We start from the raw sequence: 13,881 nt of genomic DNA, 5'->3' as shown, positions 1-13,881 counted from the left end.
CGCTTCGCTGACGGACGGTCGCGCGTGGGCGGCGACCGGACGAGGGTGCGCCGGCGCGCGCGCTAAACTGCCGGCGCCAACGCCCAAGCACACGGAGCTTCCCATGCAATGGCTGTATCTGCTGCTCGCCCTGGTCGCGCTGGCGGTGGCGTTCAAGACGACGTCGGTGGCGGTGCTGATGGTGAGCTTGCTGGCGGCGCTGGGCTTCCTGCTCGCGTGGGTGCTCAAGCTGCTCGCCGCACGCGTGGACAGCCAGACGCGGGACGCCTCGCTGATCCTCGATCCGGTCGAACTGCGTCGCCTGCGCGAGCAGGCCGAGGCGCGCCGCGCCGCCGCGGGCACTCCGCCGACGACGCCGGGCGCCTGAGCTTCGTCCCCGCGAACAGTCGCCGCGGAAAGCGCTAGGATCGGCATGCCGGAGAAGCCGCCCCTGGCGGCGTGATCGCATTCGCGCGCACCGGTCGCGCGGCTTCCGGGAGATCGCCATGAACGCGCTCGGCCTTCCGTTGCTGTCCCTCGTCCTGATCGCCGGATCCGGTATCGCGGCGCCGCCCGAAGCAGGCTCGCCTGCGGCGGCCGACGCGGCCCCCGGCTGCGGACGCATCAGCATCTTCGACGTCGCGCCGCGCAGCCAGGAGCTCTATCGCGCGCGGATCATGAACATCGACGGCCGGCTGCCCGGCCCCACGGGCACGAAGACCTTCAGGCTGCCGGCGGGCCGCCACGTCCTGGAAGTCGCGGAACTGATCGATCCCGAGCAGTTCAACGACATCCAGCTCCGGCAGCGCGACATGCGCCAGCATCCCTACAAGGAACTGGTGGTCGACGTGCGGCCCGACACCACCTATCTTCTGGGCGCGCGACTGGTCCAGGCGCGCCGCAACTTCATCAGCGACGGCTCCTACTGGGAGCCGGTCATCTACAGACAGAATTCCGAACCGTGCCAGTGAACCGCGCATTGAGCAGGGCGACGTCCGGGCAGGGCGTCGCGCGATGACCGTACTGAGCGTCAACGTCAACAAGATCGCGGTGCTGCGCAATTCGCGCGGCGGCGCGGAGCCCGACGTGGTGCGCGCCGCGCGCGCGTGCCTCGACGCCGGCGCCCATGGCATCACCGTGCATCCGCGGCCGGACGCGCGCCATATCCGCGCGGACGATGTCCATGCTCTGGCCGAACTCACGCGCGAACGTGGCGTGGAGTTCAACCTGGAAGGCAACCCTTTCGCGCCGCCACGCGCGGGGTATCCGGGCTTCTTCGCGCTGTGCGAGGCGGTGCGTCCCGCGCAGGCGACGCTGGTGCCGGACAGCGATGCACAACTGACCTCCGACCACGGTTTCGATTTCGTCCGCGATGCCGAGGTCCTGCGTCCGCACGTCGAAGCGCTGAAGGGCATCGGCTGTCGCGTGAGCCTGTTCGCCGATGCGCATACGTCCGCCGGCCGCGAGGGAATCGCGCATGCGGCGGACGTCGGCGCCGATCGCGTCGAGTTGTACACCGGACCCTGGGCGGAAGCGTTCGCGCAGGGGCAGGGCGATGCGATGGCGGCGCAGTTCGCCGAGGCCGCGCGTCGCGCGCAGGACGCCGGGTTGGGCGTCAACGCCGGGCACGATCTGAGCCAGGAAAACCTCGGCGCGTTCCTTCGTGCCGTGCCGGGCGTGCTCGAGGTGTCGATCGGTCACGCGCTGGTCGGCGAAGCGCTGTACGAAGGCTTCGACGCGACGATCCGCGCCTATCTGCGCGTGCTCGACGCCGCTCGCTGAGCCGATCGCAAAGCGACGCCCACCCTCAGGGGGCGGGCGTCGGAACGCGGCTCACTGCCAGGCGATCTGGCGAATCCCGCTGCGCTGCGCTTCGGCCAGCGTCCAGGCGAAGTCCTGGTAATCGGCGTCGGCGTTCGCGCTGATCCGCACGATGGCGCGTGGGTCGTCATGGGCAAGATCGCCCAACGCCCGAGGCAGATCGGCCCGTGCGAGCGCGATGCCATCGAGTCGGAACCGCCCTTGGCCGTCCACCTGCAGATCGACCTGGCGAGGCGGATCGGTCGACGCGGGCCCGTCATGGCGTTGCGGAATACGGGTGTCGATGCGGCCGGTGACCATCGGCGCGGCCATCATGAAGATCACCAGCAGGACCAGCATCACGTCGATCAGCGGAGTGATGTTGATCTGGGCGACCTCGCTGTGGCCGCCGCGGGAGGACGAAGGGGAATCGCGGAAGACGGAAGCAGCCATCGTGCAACCTCCATGGGTCCCATGCCCGGTTCCACGCTAAACCTGGCGGGGCGGCGGCTGCAAGTAGGACCAGGCAAGGTCGCAGGGGAGGGCGCCCGCGGCTTCTCGCCTACATCGGCTCTCGCCGGCGCCACAAAAGAAAACGCCGCCCGGAGGCGGCGTTTTTCACGACAGGTAAGCGTCAATCAGTTGTTCTGAACAAAGCCAATCTTTTCCATATTGGCATTCTTCGCATGCGCCAGCACCTTGGCCAGGATGCCGTAATCGGCGTCCGGGCTCGTGTCGACCTCGAGCATGGGCTGGTTGGTCGGGTCGCGGTTGACCTCGACTTCCATCATGTTCTGGATCGCCGAAAGGGGCTGCGGCGCATCATTCCAATACACCTGGCCGGAGGCGTCGATGCGCAGCCTGATCGGCGGCGGCGGCGTCTTCGTCTGCGGCGGGGGGTTCAACGACTTCTGGGGCAGGTTCACGTCGATCGGATACGACAGGGTCGGCGCGGTCACCATGAAGATGATCAGCAGCACGAGCATCACGTCCACGAGGGGCGTGACGTTCATGTCGGCCATCGGGCCACTACCGGAGTTGGAAGCAAATGCCATGTTCGTGTGCTCCGTCAGTGTTCCTTGATCGCCACGAAGCCGACCTTGCGCATGCCCTGGGCCTGCGCGATCTGCACCACTTCGGACACGATGCGGTACTTGGTCGTCTTATCGCCGCGGACGTTGATCTGCGGCTGCGGCGTCTTCTGCGCTTCGATCGACAGGCGGCTTTCGAGCAGGTCCTTCGTGATCAGCTCGTCGTTCCAGTAGATCTTGCCCGTGTCCTCGACCGCCAGCGTGATCGGCGGCACCGGCGGTGCCGTCTGATCGAGCTTGTCGAGGTTGGCTTCGGGAAGATCGACCTTGACCTTATGCGACATCAGGGGCGCGGTGATCATGAAGATGATGAGCAACACCAGCATCACGTCCACGAGGGGCGTGACGTTGATCTCGGCCATCGGGCCGCCGCTATCGCCAGTACTGAAGGCCATTACGAAACTCCAACCTGCTGCAAGAGGGTGTCGTTGTTACAACGCGTTCTTAGCGCTTCGCGCCCACTTCGCCGACGCGCGAGCCGGTGGCGAAGAAGTCGTGCAGATCGTGCGCGAACGTATCGAACTTGTTGTTGGTGACGCGGTTGAGGCGGGTGAAGAAGTTGTACGCCAGCACCGCCGGGATCGCGACGAACAGACCGATGGCGGTCATGATCAGCGCTTCACCCACCGGGCCCGCGACGGCGTCGATCGAAGCCTGGCCGGTCGCACCGATGCGGATAAGGGCGTGGTAGATGCCCCACACGGTGCCGAGCAGACCGACGAACGGAGCGGTCGAACCGACGGTGGCGAGCACGGTCAGGCCGGCTTCCAGCTTCGAGCTCTCGCGGGTCACGCCCTGGCGCAGGGCGCGGTCGACGAACTCGGAACGGTTCAGCGACTCGACCAGACGCGAACCTTCATGGCGCTGGTGGTGGGCAGCCGCCTGGGCGGCGTCGAGGGCGATCTTCGAGAAGGGTTCGAAACGGCCCTGCTCTTCCATGAAACGGATCGCGTCCTGCGCGTTCGGGGTTTCCCAGAACGTGGAGACGACACGGTCCGAACTGGCGCGCAGGCGCAGGTTCTTCACGAAGTTCACGACGATCCAGTAGATCGACAGGATCGACATGATCGCCAGAGTGATGAAGACGACCCAGCCGACGAAGTCGAAGTTCTGCAACAGATGCGCGAAGCTCATCTGCTGAAGTGCCTGGGCGTTGGAGCCTCCAGCAGTCGCAGCGGTGGTGGTTTCCTGCAGCATGACGCTTACCTTTGAAATGTCGTGGAAAAGGAGTGTGTTGCGGGTTTGTTGCTAACGGATCCCGTGACCCCGATCAGGTCGGCGGGACGAAATCGACCGGGACGCGGACGCGGCTCTGCACACCGACACCGTTCTGCATTTCCGGGTTGAACTTCCACTTCCGGGCAGCATCCATTGCGGCGCGGTCGAGGTTGCGGTTGCGGCTCGACTTCTCCACGGAGACGTCCAGCACGTTGCCCTGGCCGTCGATGGTGATGACCAGCACGACCGTGCCACCAATGCCTTGACGGGCTTCAGTCGGCGGATACCGCGGCGGGTTCAGACGCTTCGAGGACGGGTCGACGCTCGAACCGATGGTCGTGGCCGGTGCGGGCGGCGACGGCGGGCTCGGCGGCGGCGCCTGCACGTCCACCGGGCTCGGGTCGTCCACCACGATCGGCGGCTCTTCCGGCGGCGGCGGCAACGGCGTCGGCTGCGGCGGCGTGAGCTTCGGCGGCGGCTTCAGCTCCTTCGGCGGTTCCGGCGGCGGCGGCGGCGGCGGCGGGGGCGGCGGCGGCGGCTTGATGAGGTTGACGAACGTGACCTCCTCTTCCTTTTGCTGCTGGGCCGGAGGCGCCATCGGAGCAAGCAGGAGGAGCAGGGCCGCGACGTGGAAGGCGATCGCGATGGTGATACCGGCAATGCGTGCCCAGTTCAAGCCTTCGCTGTCGTCGTCGTTTCTAGCGTGAATTTCGAGGTCTTGCGTCATGCGCCGTAGCTCGGGAGGTAATTCCGGACGCCAGGGCGCCTCGGGCCGTCAGATACGATTCCCGTGACCCAGTGTCGAGTCGCGGGAACCTCCTAGCATATACCAATTCGCGTCCATGTAATCACGCGAATCGGCGTATTCGCTTTGCCGAATTACTTCCCGGGCAGTGCGAGAATCTTCTTCGCGTCGTCGGGCTTCTTGACGCCCTTCGCGACGGCTTGCCGGGCGGCTTCCTTGGCCTCGGGGATGCGGTCTTCCTGCCACAGCACGCGGGCGAGGTTCAGGTACGCCTCGCCATCCGGGGCCAGCGGGGCCGCCTTCTTGTAGGCGTCGATGGCCGGACCGAACTGATCAGAGAAATAGTACGCCTGCGCCTGCGCCAGGTAGGTCTGGTAGTCGGGCTTCAGGATGCCCTTCTGGATGCCCTCGTTGATGACCGAGATGGCTTCCTTCTCCTTCCCTTCCATGTTCAGGTAGGTGGCGTAGAGCTGGCGGTACTCCTTGTCGTCGGTCAGCTGGCCGGACGCGCGGAGCTTCTCCAGCACCGCGGCCGACTTGTCGAGCATGTCGCCCTGCTGGTAGACGGCGGCCAGGTTGAGCTGGGCGCGCTTGTCGTTCGGGTTCTTGGCGGCGACGGCCTCGGCCATCTTCGCCGCTTCGCCGGCGTTGCCGGATTCGGCGTAGGTCGCCATCAGCAGCTGCTGCCATTCCGGCTTCGGATTCGGGCTGCTGTCGATGGCCTGCTTCAGGACCGTCGCGGCTTCCGGGTAACGCTCCATGCGGTACAGGGCGTTGCCCTTGACCACCAGCTGCTCCGGCTTGGTGCTCTTGGTCTCGGCGAAGAAGGTGTCGAGGGTCTTCAGCGACTCGGCGTACTGCTCGTCCTGCAGCTGCAGCTGGGCGAGCATGTACATCGCGCCGTAATGGCCGTTGTTGTCCAGGCCGTTGAGTTCGATCGCCTTGCGCAGGTAGTTCTTGGCGGCGTTGGTGTCGTCGGCGTCGTAGGCGATCTGCGCGCCCATCTGTGCGGCGAATGCGCGGTCGTAGGCGTTGAAGGCTTCGTTGGCGATGATCTCGTCGGCGGCGGCGCGGGCCTCCGCGCCCTTGTCGTCGTCATACAGGCCGATCATCTTCTGCAGCTTCTGGCCGCCCTTCGACGACGCCTTCGCTTCGGCCTTGCGCGTGGCTTCCGGGTATTCCTCGGCCGGCTTGCTCGCCTGCTTGCCTTCCGACTGGCGGGCGCGACGCTCCTCGGCGCGCTGCTGCGCGGACTGGGCATTCACCTGGCTGACCGCACCGAATACGAGGACCGCGCCAATGGCCGCGGCCAGCACGCTACGGTTGCGGAGGGAGAACTTGTTCATCGAGCACCTCAGATCTGCTGCCGCACGCGGGCACGAGCGGGACGATGGCACCGGGGCCAGGGGGGCGTCACGCTAACAGAAACGCGCGGCGCTGTGATACGGGGTTGTGTGCCGGATTTGCAGTCTTACGGACCGCACTTCGGCGTATGGCCGGCGGCGCGGGCCTGTTCGAAGGTCGGCATGAGACTGCCCGCACGGGCGCCAAGTTCATTGATGCGCGACTGCGGATCGGGGTGGGTGGACAGCCACTGCGGCGGACGGCTGCTGCCGGCAGCGATCATGTTCTCCCACAGATTCACCGCCTGGCGCGGATCGAAACCCGCCTTGGCAGCGAGCTGCTGGCCCACGACGTCGGCCTCGGTTTCCTGGGTGCGCGAGTTCGGCAGCAGGTAGAAGGTCTGGGCCGCGGCGCCGCCGATCTGGCCCGCGGCGTTGCCGGCGGTCGAACCGTAGGCGCTGCCGAGGATGGCGCTGCCGATGCCGAGCAGCGTGGACGTGCCCTGCTGCTTGGTGATGCGTTCGTCGTGGTGGCGCGAGACCACGTGGCCGATCTCGTGCGCGATCACCGCCGCCAGCTGGTCCTGGTTCCTGGCGACGGTGAAGATGCCGGTGTTCACGCCGATCTTGCCGCCGGGCAGGGCGAAGGCGTTCGGTGAATCGTCCTGGAACACCGCGACTTCCCACTGCGTCTGCCAGCCCGGCGGAAGCTCGCGGGTGATGGCGTTGACCACGCAGCGCACGTAGCCGTTCTTGCGCGCGTCGGTGCTGAGCGTTTCCTTCGCCTTGGCTTCGGCGAACGCCTGCGCCCCCAACTGGTTGAGCTGGTCCTGCGAGACCGCGCCGACGTACTGGGTGCGACCGGTGGGCGAGGTCGTGGTCGCGCAGGCGACCACGAGGCTGGCAACGGCGAGGCCGAGCAATGCGCGTTTCATCGTTGGGAACACCCTGAAGTGGCTGTTGGCGGTTGTAGCCCCCGCCGGATTAACACTTCGTCAATGGCTGAACGGGCGCGGCGGCCGGCTCCGGGGCGGGCATCCCGGTCCGGCCGCGCGATGGCCTCAGACGTCGAGGTTGGCGACCTTGAGCGCGTTGTCCTCGATGAACTCGCGGCGCGGTTCGACCACGTCGCCCATCAGGGTGCTGAAGATCTGGTCCGCCGCGACGGCGTCCTCGATCCGCACCTGCAGCAGGCGGCGGGTTTCCGGATTCACCGTGGTTTCCCACAGCTGCTCGGGGTTCATTTCGCCCAGGCCCTTGAAGCGCTGGATCTGGCGGCCCTTCTTGGCTTCGTCGAGCAGCCAGGCCTGCGCCTGCGCGAAGCTGGTGATCGGCTGCGCGCGGCTGCCGCGCACGATCTGCGCGCCTTCGCGGATCAGGCCGTGCAACTGCGCGGCGGCTTCGCGCACGGCGCGCAGTTCGCCGGCCTCGAAGATCGACAGCGGCAGCACCTGGGTGAGTTCCTCGCCCATGTGCAGGCGCTTGACCAGCAGCGCGGGCTGCCCACCGCCTTCGTGCAGCTCGAGCTTGTAGCGCGGCTTGCCGAGCCCCCCGCGATTGAGGCGCGCCTCGAGCGCATCGAACTCGCGACGCAGCGCGGCGTGGTCGGCCAGCGCGGCGGCGTCCAGCGGGATCGAGTCGATCAGCGCCTCGATCACGCTCGGATCGTAGCGGTGGGCGTTGCGACCGATCGCCTCGCGCGCGCCGGCGTAGGCGAGCAGCAGTTTCTCGAGCGCCGCGCCTTCGATCGCCGGCTCGTTCGCGGCCGGCACCAGCGAGGCGCCTTCCACGGCGTTGTTGGCCAGGTACGCGTCGAGCGCCGCGTCGTCCTTGAGGTACAGCTCGTTCTTGCCCTGCTTGATCTTGTACAGCGGCGGCAGGCCGATGTAGACGTGGCCGCGCTCGATCAGCTCCGGCATCTGCCGGTAGAAGAACGTCAGCAGCAGCGTGCGGATGTGGCTACCGTCGACGTCCGCGTCGGTCATCAGGATGATGCGGTGGTAGCGCAGCTTGTCGGGGTTGTACTCGTCCTTGCCGATGCCGGTGCCCAACGCCGTGATCAGCGTGCCGACTTCAGCGCTGCCGAGCATGCGGTCGAAACGCGCGCGCTCGACGTTGAGGATCTTGCCCTTGAGCGGAAGGATCGCCTGCGTCTTGCGGTTGCGCCCCTGCTTGGCCGAGCCGCCTGCGGAGTCACCCTCGACGATGAACAGTTCCGACAGCGCCGGGTCCTTTTCCTGGCAGTCGGCGAGTTTGCCGGGCAGGCCGGCGATGTCGAGCGCGCCCTTGCGGCGGGTGAGGTCGCGCGCCTTGCGCGCGGCTTCGCGCGCTCGCGCGGCATCGACGACCTTCTCGCAGATCGCGCGGGCTTCCTGCGGGTGCTCCTGCAGGAATTCCTCCAGGCGCGCACCGAAGGTGCTTTCCACCACCGGCTTCACGTCGGAGCTGACCAGCTTTTCCTTGGTCTGCGAGGAGAAACTCGGGTCGGGCACCTTCACCGACAGCACGGCGATCATGCCTTCGCGCATGTCGTCGCCCGACAGGCTGATCTTGGCCTGCCTGGCGATGCCGTTCTGTTCGATGTAGTTGGACAGCGTGCGCGTCAGCGCGGCACGGAAGCCGGCAAGGTGCGTACCGCCGTCCTTCTGCGGGATGTTGTTGGTGAAGCAGAACATCGTTTCCTGGTAGGCGTCGGTCCACTGCAGGGCGACGTCCACGGTGATGCCGTTCTGCTCGCCGGACACGGCGATGACGTTCGGGTGCAGCGGGTTCTTCAGCTGCGCCAGGTGCTCGACGAACGAGCGGATGCCGCCGGCGTACTGGAAGACGTCGCGCTTGCCTTCGCCGCGCTCGTCGACCAGCGTGATCTTCACGCCGGAGTTGAGGAACGACAGCTCGCGCAGGCGGCGGGCCAGGATGTCGTAGTGGAACTCGACGTCGGTGAAGATCGCCGCCGAGGGCTTGAAGCGCAGGCGCGTGCCGCGCTTTTCCGACGCTTCCAGCTGCTTGAGCGGGAACACCGGCTCGCCCAGCGCGTATTCCTGGTGGTGGTGGAAGCCGTCGCGCCACACGTCCAGCCACAGGTGCTCGGACAGCGCGTTGACCACCGAGACGCCCACGCCATGCAGGCCGCCGGACACCTTGTAGCTGTTGTCGTCGAACTTGCCGCCCGCGTGCAGCACGGTGAGGATCACCTCGGCCGCGGAGACGCCTTCCTCCTTGTGGATGTCGACCGGCATGCCGCGGCCGTTGTCCAGCACGGAGACCGAGCCGTCCTCGTGGATCGTCACCACGATGTCGTCGGCGTGGCCGGCGAGGGCCTCGTCGACCGAGTTGTCGACGACCTCGAAGACCATGTGGTGCAGGCCGGTGCCGTCGTGCACGTCGCCGATGTACATGCCCGGACGCTTGCGCACGGCTTCCAGACCACGCAGCACGGTGATCTTGCTGGAGTCGTAGGTCTGGGGAACGGCAGGGGTCGAAGCGGCGGACGGATCTTGCGAGGGATCGTGCTCGATGTGGGTCATTCGGCGACAGGCTCCGTCGACGCGGGTCGCGGCGGGGCCGGGCGCGTCGAGACACATTAGCTATACAAACCGGGAGTATAACAGCCGGAATTCGGACGCTGGACAGCGGCCTTTCCAGTCGGCAACGCGCGGCTCAGCGGGGTGCGACGGCGCCATGTTCCACGTGGAACCGTTGGACGGAGAAATCCGTCGGAAGCCCGGGCGGCGCCTCGGTCCCCGTGATGAACACCTGCGCGCCGCTGGCCTCCAGGCGCGCCAGCACCCGTCCTTGATGGTGGCGATCGAGTTCGGATGCAAGGTCGTCCAGCGCCACGACGGGCCACTCGCCCTGGATTTCGTCGTGGTGTTCAGCCTGAGCGAGCAGGGCGGCGAGGGCGGTGAGCTTCGACTGGCCGCGGGACAAGGCTTCGCGTCCCGGCAGGTTGCCGAAGAGGACGCGCCAGTCCGCGCGATGCGGCCCAACCGAGGTGTAGCCGGCGGCCACGTCGCGGTCGCGAGCCAGCAGGAGCGCGTCCGATAGGGAAAGCTCCTCCCGACGCCACCCGGGTGCGTATTCCAGACGGCTTCGGCCGAGTGCGGGCGCCAGCTCGACCAACAGGGGCTCGAAGCGCGCCTGGAGCAGATCCAGATAACGTTCGCGGAAGCGGCTGAGCGGTTCACCCGCCTCGGCGAGCTCCCGATCCCAGGCATCCAGCTGCGCGTCGCGGGCCCGTGCCTTGAGCAGGGCGTTCCGTTGCTTCAGCGCCCGGTTGTAGCGGCGCCATACCGGCAGGAAGTCATGTTCCACGTGAAACAGCCCCCAATCGAGATACCGGCGGCGGGATTCACCACCGCCGGTGATCAGGGCGTGGCTGCCCGGCTCGAACGTCACCACGGCCAGTGCCGCACAGAGATCGCCCAGCTGGGCGACATTCGATCCGTCCAGCCTGCCGGTCCACTCCTGCCCTGTGTGGCGAAGACCGGCTTTGCGCGTCCGCTCGACCTCGCTGCCACGACCGGCCTTCTCCTGCCACTCGACGAAAACCTCGAGCCCGCTGTCACCCGCCCGCACCAGCCCATCGCGCACCCGTCCGCGGAAGCTGCGGCCGTATGCCATCAGATGCAGGGCTTCGAGCACGGTTGTCTTGCCCGCGCCGTTGTCGCCGGTGATGAGGTTCAGGCCGGGGGCGGGATCGAGCCGGAGTTCCTGGAAGCGGCGCAGGTGGCGCAGCTCGAGTCGGGTGACGTGCATCGCGGCAAGTTTAGCGGAGGGGCCAAAACAAAACGCCCGGCGCAAGGCCGGGCGTCGATGTTCCACGTGAAACCGAACGTCAGAGACGCAGCGGCATCACCACGTGGCGGCAGCGATCGTTGGCCGCTTCCCGCACCAATGCGGAGGAGTTCGCATCGCGCAGCATGATCACCACGTGCTCGTCCTTCAGCGCGGTCAGCGCGTCCAGCAGGTAGTTCACGTTGAAGCCGACCGCGAGATCGTCCACGCGGGTGTCGGCCTCGACCTCCTCCTGCGCCTCTTCCTGCTCCGGGTTGTGCGCGCTGATCTTGAGCTGGCCCGGCGAAACCTCCAGGCGGACGCCACGGTACTTCTCGTTCGACAGGATCGCCGCACGCTGCAGAGAGGCACGCAGCACTTCGCGGTCGATGCGCACCTCGCGGTCGGCGCCGATCGGGATCACCGCTTCGTAATCCGGGAAGCGTCCATCGATCAGCTTGCTGGTAAAGGTCACATCGTCGCGCTTCACCCGCAGGTGGCCACGGCCCATTTCCAGCTCCAGTTCACGCTCGCCGCCTTCCAGCAGGCGCTGCAGCTCCTGCACGCCCTTGCGTGGGACGATCAGCTGGCGCTTGGTCTGTGCACCGTTCTCCAGCGGCGATTCGCACAGCGCCAGCCGGTGGCCGTCGGTGGCTACGCAGCGCAGGCTGGCTTCGCGCAGGTCGAACAGCAAACCGTTGAGGTAGTAGCGGACGTCCTGCTGCGCCATCGCGAAGGCAGTGCGCTCGATCAGCTCCTTCAGCGAAGCCTCCGGTACGCGGACGCGCTCGTTGGCTTCGACCTCGTCGATCGACGGGAAGTCGTTCGCCGGCAGGCTCGACAGGGTGAAGCGCGAACGCCCCGCCTGCACGGTGATCTTTTCCGCCGACTGCGAGACGGTGACCTTGCTGCCATCTGGCAGGGCACGAACGATCTCGAACAGCTTGCGCGCCGGGATCGTGGTTTCGCCGTCCTGCGCTTCATCCACCAGAACGCGCGAGACCATTTCCACTTCCAGGTCGGTGCCGGTCAGCGATAGCTGTCCGTCCTTCACCTGCACCAGCAGATTGGCCAGGACCGGAAGGGTCTGGCGGCGCTCGACGACGTTGACGACTTGAGCGAGCGGCTTGAGAAAGACTTCGCGTTGAAGGGAAAAACGCATGCGGACCCCGTCCCCGTGCCATTACTAAGGATGTGGAATAAATCAAAAGCATGGTGGTGATGGTGTCGCCGAAAACCCGGGAAAACCATCTCAAGCCTTTGATTCTCAATATTTTTCTTGCTTGTGAAACTTCGGTAGAACCGGCCGGGCAACCGGCGGACAAACTGTGGACAACTCTAGCGCACCGCGCCGGTGGCGAAACTGTCCACAACTTGTGCCCGCACCATACACGGCTTGCCCCGCGCGGACGGGGATAAGTATGTATCGGCGGCCGTCGCTTTGCGCTGCGACCGCCTCCGCGTCACTCGCTGAGCTTGCGGATCAGCTTGTCCCAGTCTTCGCGCAGCTTGCCGTCGGTCTCCATCAGCGTGCGGATCTGGCGGCACGCGTGCAGCACCGTGGTGTGATCGCGGCCGGCGAACGCGTCGCCGATCTCCGGCAGGCTGTGTTCGGTCAGTTCCTTCGCCAGCGCCATCGCCATCTGGCGCGGGCGCGCCAGCGAGCGCGTGCGGCGCTTGGACAGCAGGTCCTTCATCTGCAGGCCGTAGTAATCGGCCACCGTCTTCTGGATGTTCGGAATGCCGATGGCCTGCTGCTGCGCGCGCAGCAGATCGCGCAGGGTTTCCTGGGCGAATTCGACCGTGATCGCGCGGCCGGTGAAATTGGCACGCGCGGCGAGCGTGTTGAGCGCGCCCTCCAGGTCGCGCACGTTGCTGCGCATCTTCTTGGCGAGCAGGAACGCGACTTCCTCGGGAATGTGCGCGCCGCGCTCGCGCGCCTTGCTCAGCACGATCTGCGCGCGCGTCTCGAAGTCCGGCGGCTCGATCGCCACGCTCAGGCCCCAGGCCAGGCGCGACTTCAGGCGCGGCTCCAGGCCTTCGACCTCGCGCGGGTAGCGGTCGCAGGTCAGGATGATCTGCTGCTTGCCGTCGAACAGCGCATTGAAGGTGTGGAAGAACTCCTCCTGCGTGCGGTCCTTGCCGGCGAAGAACTGGATGTCGTCGATCAGCAGCGCGTCGACCTGCTGGAACTGGCGCTTGAACGCGTCCATGGTCTTGTCCTGCAGCGACTTCATCATCGCGCTGAAGAACTGCTCGCTGCGCAGGTAGAGCACGCGCATGTTCGGATTCGCCGCGCGCATCGCGTTGCCGGCGGCGAACATCAGGTGCGTCTTCCCCAGGCCCGTGCCGCCGTACAGCAGCAGCGGGTTGTGCGCGCGATCGCCCGGCTTGAGCGACGCCTGCCACGCGGCGGCGCGGCCGAGCTGGTTGCTGCGGCCTTCGACGAAGTTCTCGAAGGTGTAGTGGTTGTCCAGGTGGCCGTTGAAGGGCTCGGACGCCACGCTGCGCGGTTGCGGCACGGGCGCGGGGACCAGCGCCTCCGGCACCGGCGACGCGACGCGGGGCAGGGAGCCGATCTCCAGGCTCACCTCGCCGCTGCCGGAGAAATGCGCCAGCAGCTCGCGGATGCGCGGCAGGTAGCGCTCGCGCACGTGTTCGACCACGAACGCGTTGGGCGCGTACAGCACCGTCGTGTCGTCGCGCCGGGTCGCCTGCAGGGGCTTGAGCCAGGTGTGGATATCCTCGGCCGGAAGTTCGGCTTCGAGGCGTTCGAGGCAGCGGGGCCAGGCATCCATCGGTTCGGAAGTCTTCGTCTCTTGTGCGACCAGCACCGCGGACAGGGAAAACCGCGGCGAAAAGCGTCCCGCCGCGCGATGCGCGGATCGCGGCGAACGGGGCGGGGAGTGCGGGCAGACTATCACCGCGA

At 66.8% G+C, this 13,881-nt stretch carries 14 protein-coding genes; 3 read left to right on the top strand and 11 right to left on the bottom strand.

Annotated features, from left to right (window positions below; genetic code table 11):
- Positions 1-103: 103 nt before the first annotated feature.
- The 3 genes from AC3ANK_RS18735 to AC3ANK_RS18725 all read left to right on the top strand — a co-directional run bounded on the left by AC3ANK_RS18735 (position 104) and on the right by AC3ANK_RS18725 (position 1,761).
- Positions 104-367, top strand: a complete 264-nt coding sequence (locus tag AC3ANK_RS18735; protein ID WP_206861926.1) for a hypothetical protein — start codon at positions 104-106, stop codon at positions 365-367.
- 118 nt (positions 368-485) lie between these two features.
- Positions 486-950 carry a hypothetical protein gene (locus AC3ANK_RS18730; RefSeq protein ID WP_484171725.1) on the top strand — a complete coding sequence of 155 codons (465 nt, stop codon included), beginning with the start codon at positions 486-488 and terminating at the stop codon, positions 948-950.
- A gap of 43 nt (positions 951-993) precedes the next feature.
- Positions 994-1,761: a pyridoxine 5'-phosphate synthase gene (locus AC3ANK_RS18725; RefSeq protein ID WP_484171724.1), complete on the top strand. Its 768-nt coding sequence runs from the start codon at positions 994-996 to the stop codon at positions 1,759-1,761.
- 51 nt (positions 1,762-1,812) lie between these two features.
- Here AC3ANK_RS18725 and AC3ANK_RS18720 read toward each other — a convergent pair whose 3' ends face one another.
- From AC3ANK_RS18720 to dnaA, 11 genes are all read right to left on the bottom strand, one after another.
- Positions 1,813-2,232: an ExbD/TolR family protein gene (locus tag AC3ANK_RS18720; protein ID WP_484171723.1), complete on the bottom strand. Its 420-nt coding sequence runs from the start codon at positions 2,230-2,232 to the stop codon at positions 1,813-1,815.
- 185 nt (positions 2,233-2,417) lie between these two features.
- On the bottom strand, positions 2,418-2,834 hold the full coding sequence (locus AC3ANK_RS18715; RefSeq protein WP_206861930.1) for an ExbD/TolR family protein: 417 nt from the start codon (positions 2,832-2,834) through the stop codon (positions 2,418-2,420).
- Positions 2,835-2,848: 14 nt separating this feature from the next.
- Complete coding sequence (locus AC3ANK_RS18710) at positions 2,849-3,265, bottom strand: ExbD/TolR family protein (RefSeq protein WP_206861931.1); 417 nt, start codon at positions 3,263-3,265, stop codon at positions 2,849-2,851.
- Between the two features lie 49 nt (positions 3,266-3,314).
- Complete coding sequence (locus tag AC3ANK_RS18705) at positions 3,315-4,067, bottom strand: MotA/TolQ/ExbB proton channel family protein (RefSeq protein WP_206861932.1); 753 nt, start codon at positions 4,065-4,067, stop codon at positions 3,315-3,317.
- Positions 4,068-4,140: 73 nt separating this feature from the next.
- Positions 4,141-4,815: an energy transducer TonB gene (locus AC3ANK_RS18700; RefSeq protein ID WP_206861933.1), complete on the bottom strand. Its 675-nt coding sequence runs from the start codon at positions 4,813-4,815 to the stop codon at positions 4,141-4,143.
- A gap of 152 nt (positions 4,816-4,967) precedes the next feature.
- Entirely contained in the window at positions 4,968-6,179 is a 1,212-nt protein-coding gene (locus tag AC3ANK_RS18695; protein WP_206861934.1) for a tetratricopeptide repeat protein, read from the bottom strand.
- A gap of 125 nt (positions 6,180-6,304) precedes the next feature.
- Positions 6,305-7,111, bottom strand: coding sequence for a M48 family metallopeptidase (locus AC3ANK_RS18690; protein ID WP_206861935.1), 807 nt, complete (start codon positions 7,109-7,111; stop codon positions 6,305-6,307).
- A gap of 126 nt (positions 7,112-7,237) precedes the next feature.
- Positions 7,238-9,703 carry a DNA topoisomerase (ATP-hydrolyzing) subunit B gene (gene gyrB, locus AC3ANK_RS18685; protein ID WP_484171722.1) on the bottom strand — a complete coding sequence of 822 codons (2,466 nt, stop codon included), beginning with the start codon at positions 9,701-9,703 and terminating at the stop codon, positions 7,238-7,240.
- Positions 9,704-9,836: 133 nt separating this feature from the next.
- The gene (recF, locus tag AC3ANK_RS18680) at positions 9,837-10,934 is read right to left on the bottom strand and encodes a DNA replication/repair protein RecF (protein ID WP_484171721.1); all 1,098 of its coding nucleotides are present in this window, start codon (positions 10,932-10,934) and stop codon (positions 9,837-9,839) included.
- A gap of 79 nt (positions 10,935-11,013) precedes the next feature.
- Positions 11,014-12,114, bottom strand: a complete 1,101-nt coding sequence (dnaN, locus tag AC3ANK_RS18675) for a DNA polymerase III subunit beta (RefSeq protein WP_484171720.1) — start codon at positions 12,112-12,114, stop codon at positions 11,014-11,016.
- 301 nt (positions 12,115-12,415) lie between these two features.
- Entirely contained in the window at positions 12,416-13,750 is a 1,335-nt protein-coding gene (gene dnaA / locus AC3ANK_RS18670) for a chromosomal replication initiator protein DnaA (protein ID WP_206861939.1), read from the bottom strand.
- Between the last annotated feature and the right edge of the window lie 131 nt (positions 13,751-13,881).

It is taken from the genome of Lysobacter sp. SCRH-1R (genome assembly GCF_057747855.1).
The sequence above is the reverse complement of the archived record's forward strand: the minus strand, read 5'-3'. Positions and strand labels throughout refer to the sequence as shown.

Coding starts and splice junctions, on each gene's coding strand:
- AC3ANK_RS18735 (WP_206861926.1), top strand. CDS start 104: ATGCAATGGCTGTATCTGCTGCTCGCCCTGGTCGCGCTGGCGGTGGCG.
- AC3ANK_RS18730 (WP_484171725.1), top strand. CDS start 486: ATGAACGCGCTCGGCCTTCCGTTGCTGTCCCTCGTCCTGATCGCCGGA.
- AC3ANK_RS18725 (WP_484171724.1), top strand. CDS start 994: ATGACCGTACTGAGCGTCAACGTCAACAAGATCGCGGTGCTGCGCAAT.
- AC3ANK_RS18720 (WP_484171723.1), bottom strand. CDS start 2,232: ATGGCTGCTTCCGTCTTCCGCGATTCCCCTTCGTCCTCCCGCGGCGGC.
- AC3ANK_RS18715 (WP_206861930.1), bottom strand. CDS start 2,834: ATGGCATTTGCTTCCAACTCCGGTAGTGGCCCGATGGCCGACATGAAC.
- AC3ANK_RS18710 (WP_206861931.1), bottom strand. CDS start 3,265: ATGGCCTTCAGTACTGGCGATAGCGGCGGCCCGATGGCCGAGATCAAC.
- AC3ANK_RS18705 (WP_206861932.1), bottom strand. CDS start 4,067: ATGCTGCAGGAAACCACCACCGCTGCGACTGCTGGAGGCTCCAACGCC.
- AC3ANK_RS18700 (WP_206861933.1), bottom strand. CDS start 4,815: ATGACGCAAGACCTCGAAATTCACGCTAGAAACGACGACGACAGCGAA.
- AC3ANK_RS18695 (WP_206861934.1), bottom strand. CDS start 6,179: ATGAACAAGTTCTCCCTCCGCAACCGTAGCGTGCTGGCCGCGGCCATT.
- AC3ANK_RS18690 (WP_206861935.1), bottom strand. CDS start 7,111: ATGAAACGCGCATTGCTCGGCCTCGCCGTTGCCAGCCTCGTGGTCGCC.
- gyrB (WP_484171722.1), bottom strand. CDS start 9,703: ATGACCCACATCGAGCACGATCCCTCGCAAGATCCGTCCGCCGCTTCG.
- recF (WP_484171721.1), bottom strand. CDS start 10,934: ATGCACGTCACCCGACTCGAGCTGCGCCACCTGCGCCGCTTCCAGGAA.
- dnaN (WP_484171720.1), bottom strand. CDS start 12,114: ATGCGTTTTTCCCTTCAACGCGAAGTCTTTCTCAAGCCGCTCGCTCAA.
- dnaA (WP_206861939.1), bottom strand. CDS start 13,750: ATGGATGCCTGGCCCCGCTGCCTCGAACGCCTCGAAGCCGAACTTCCG.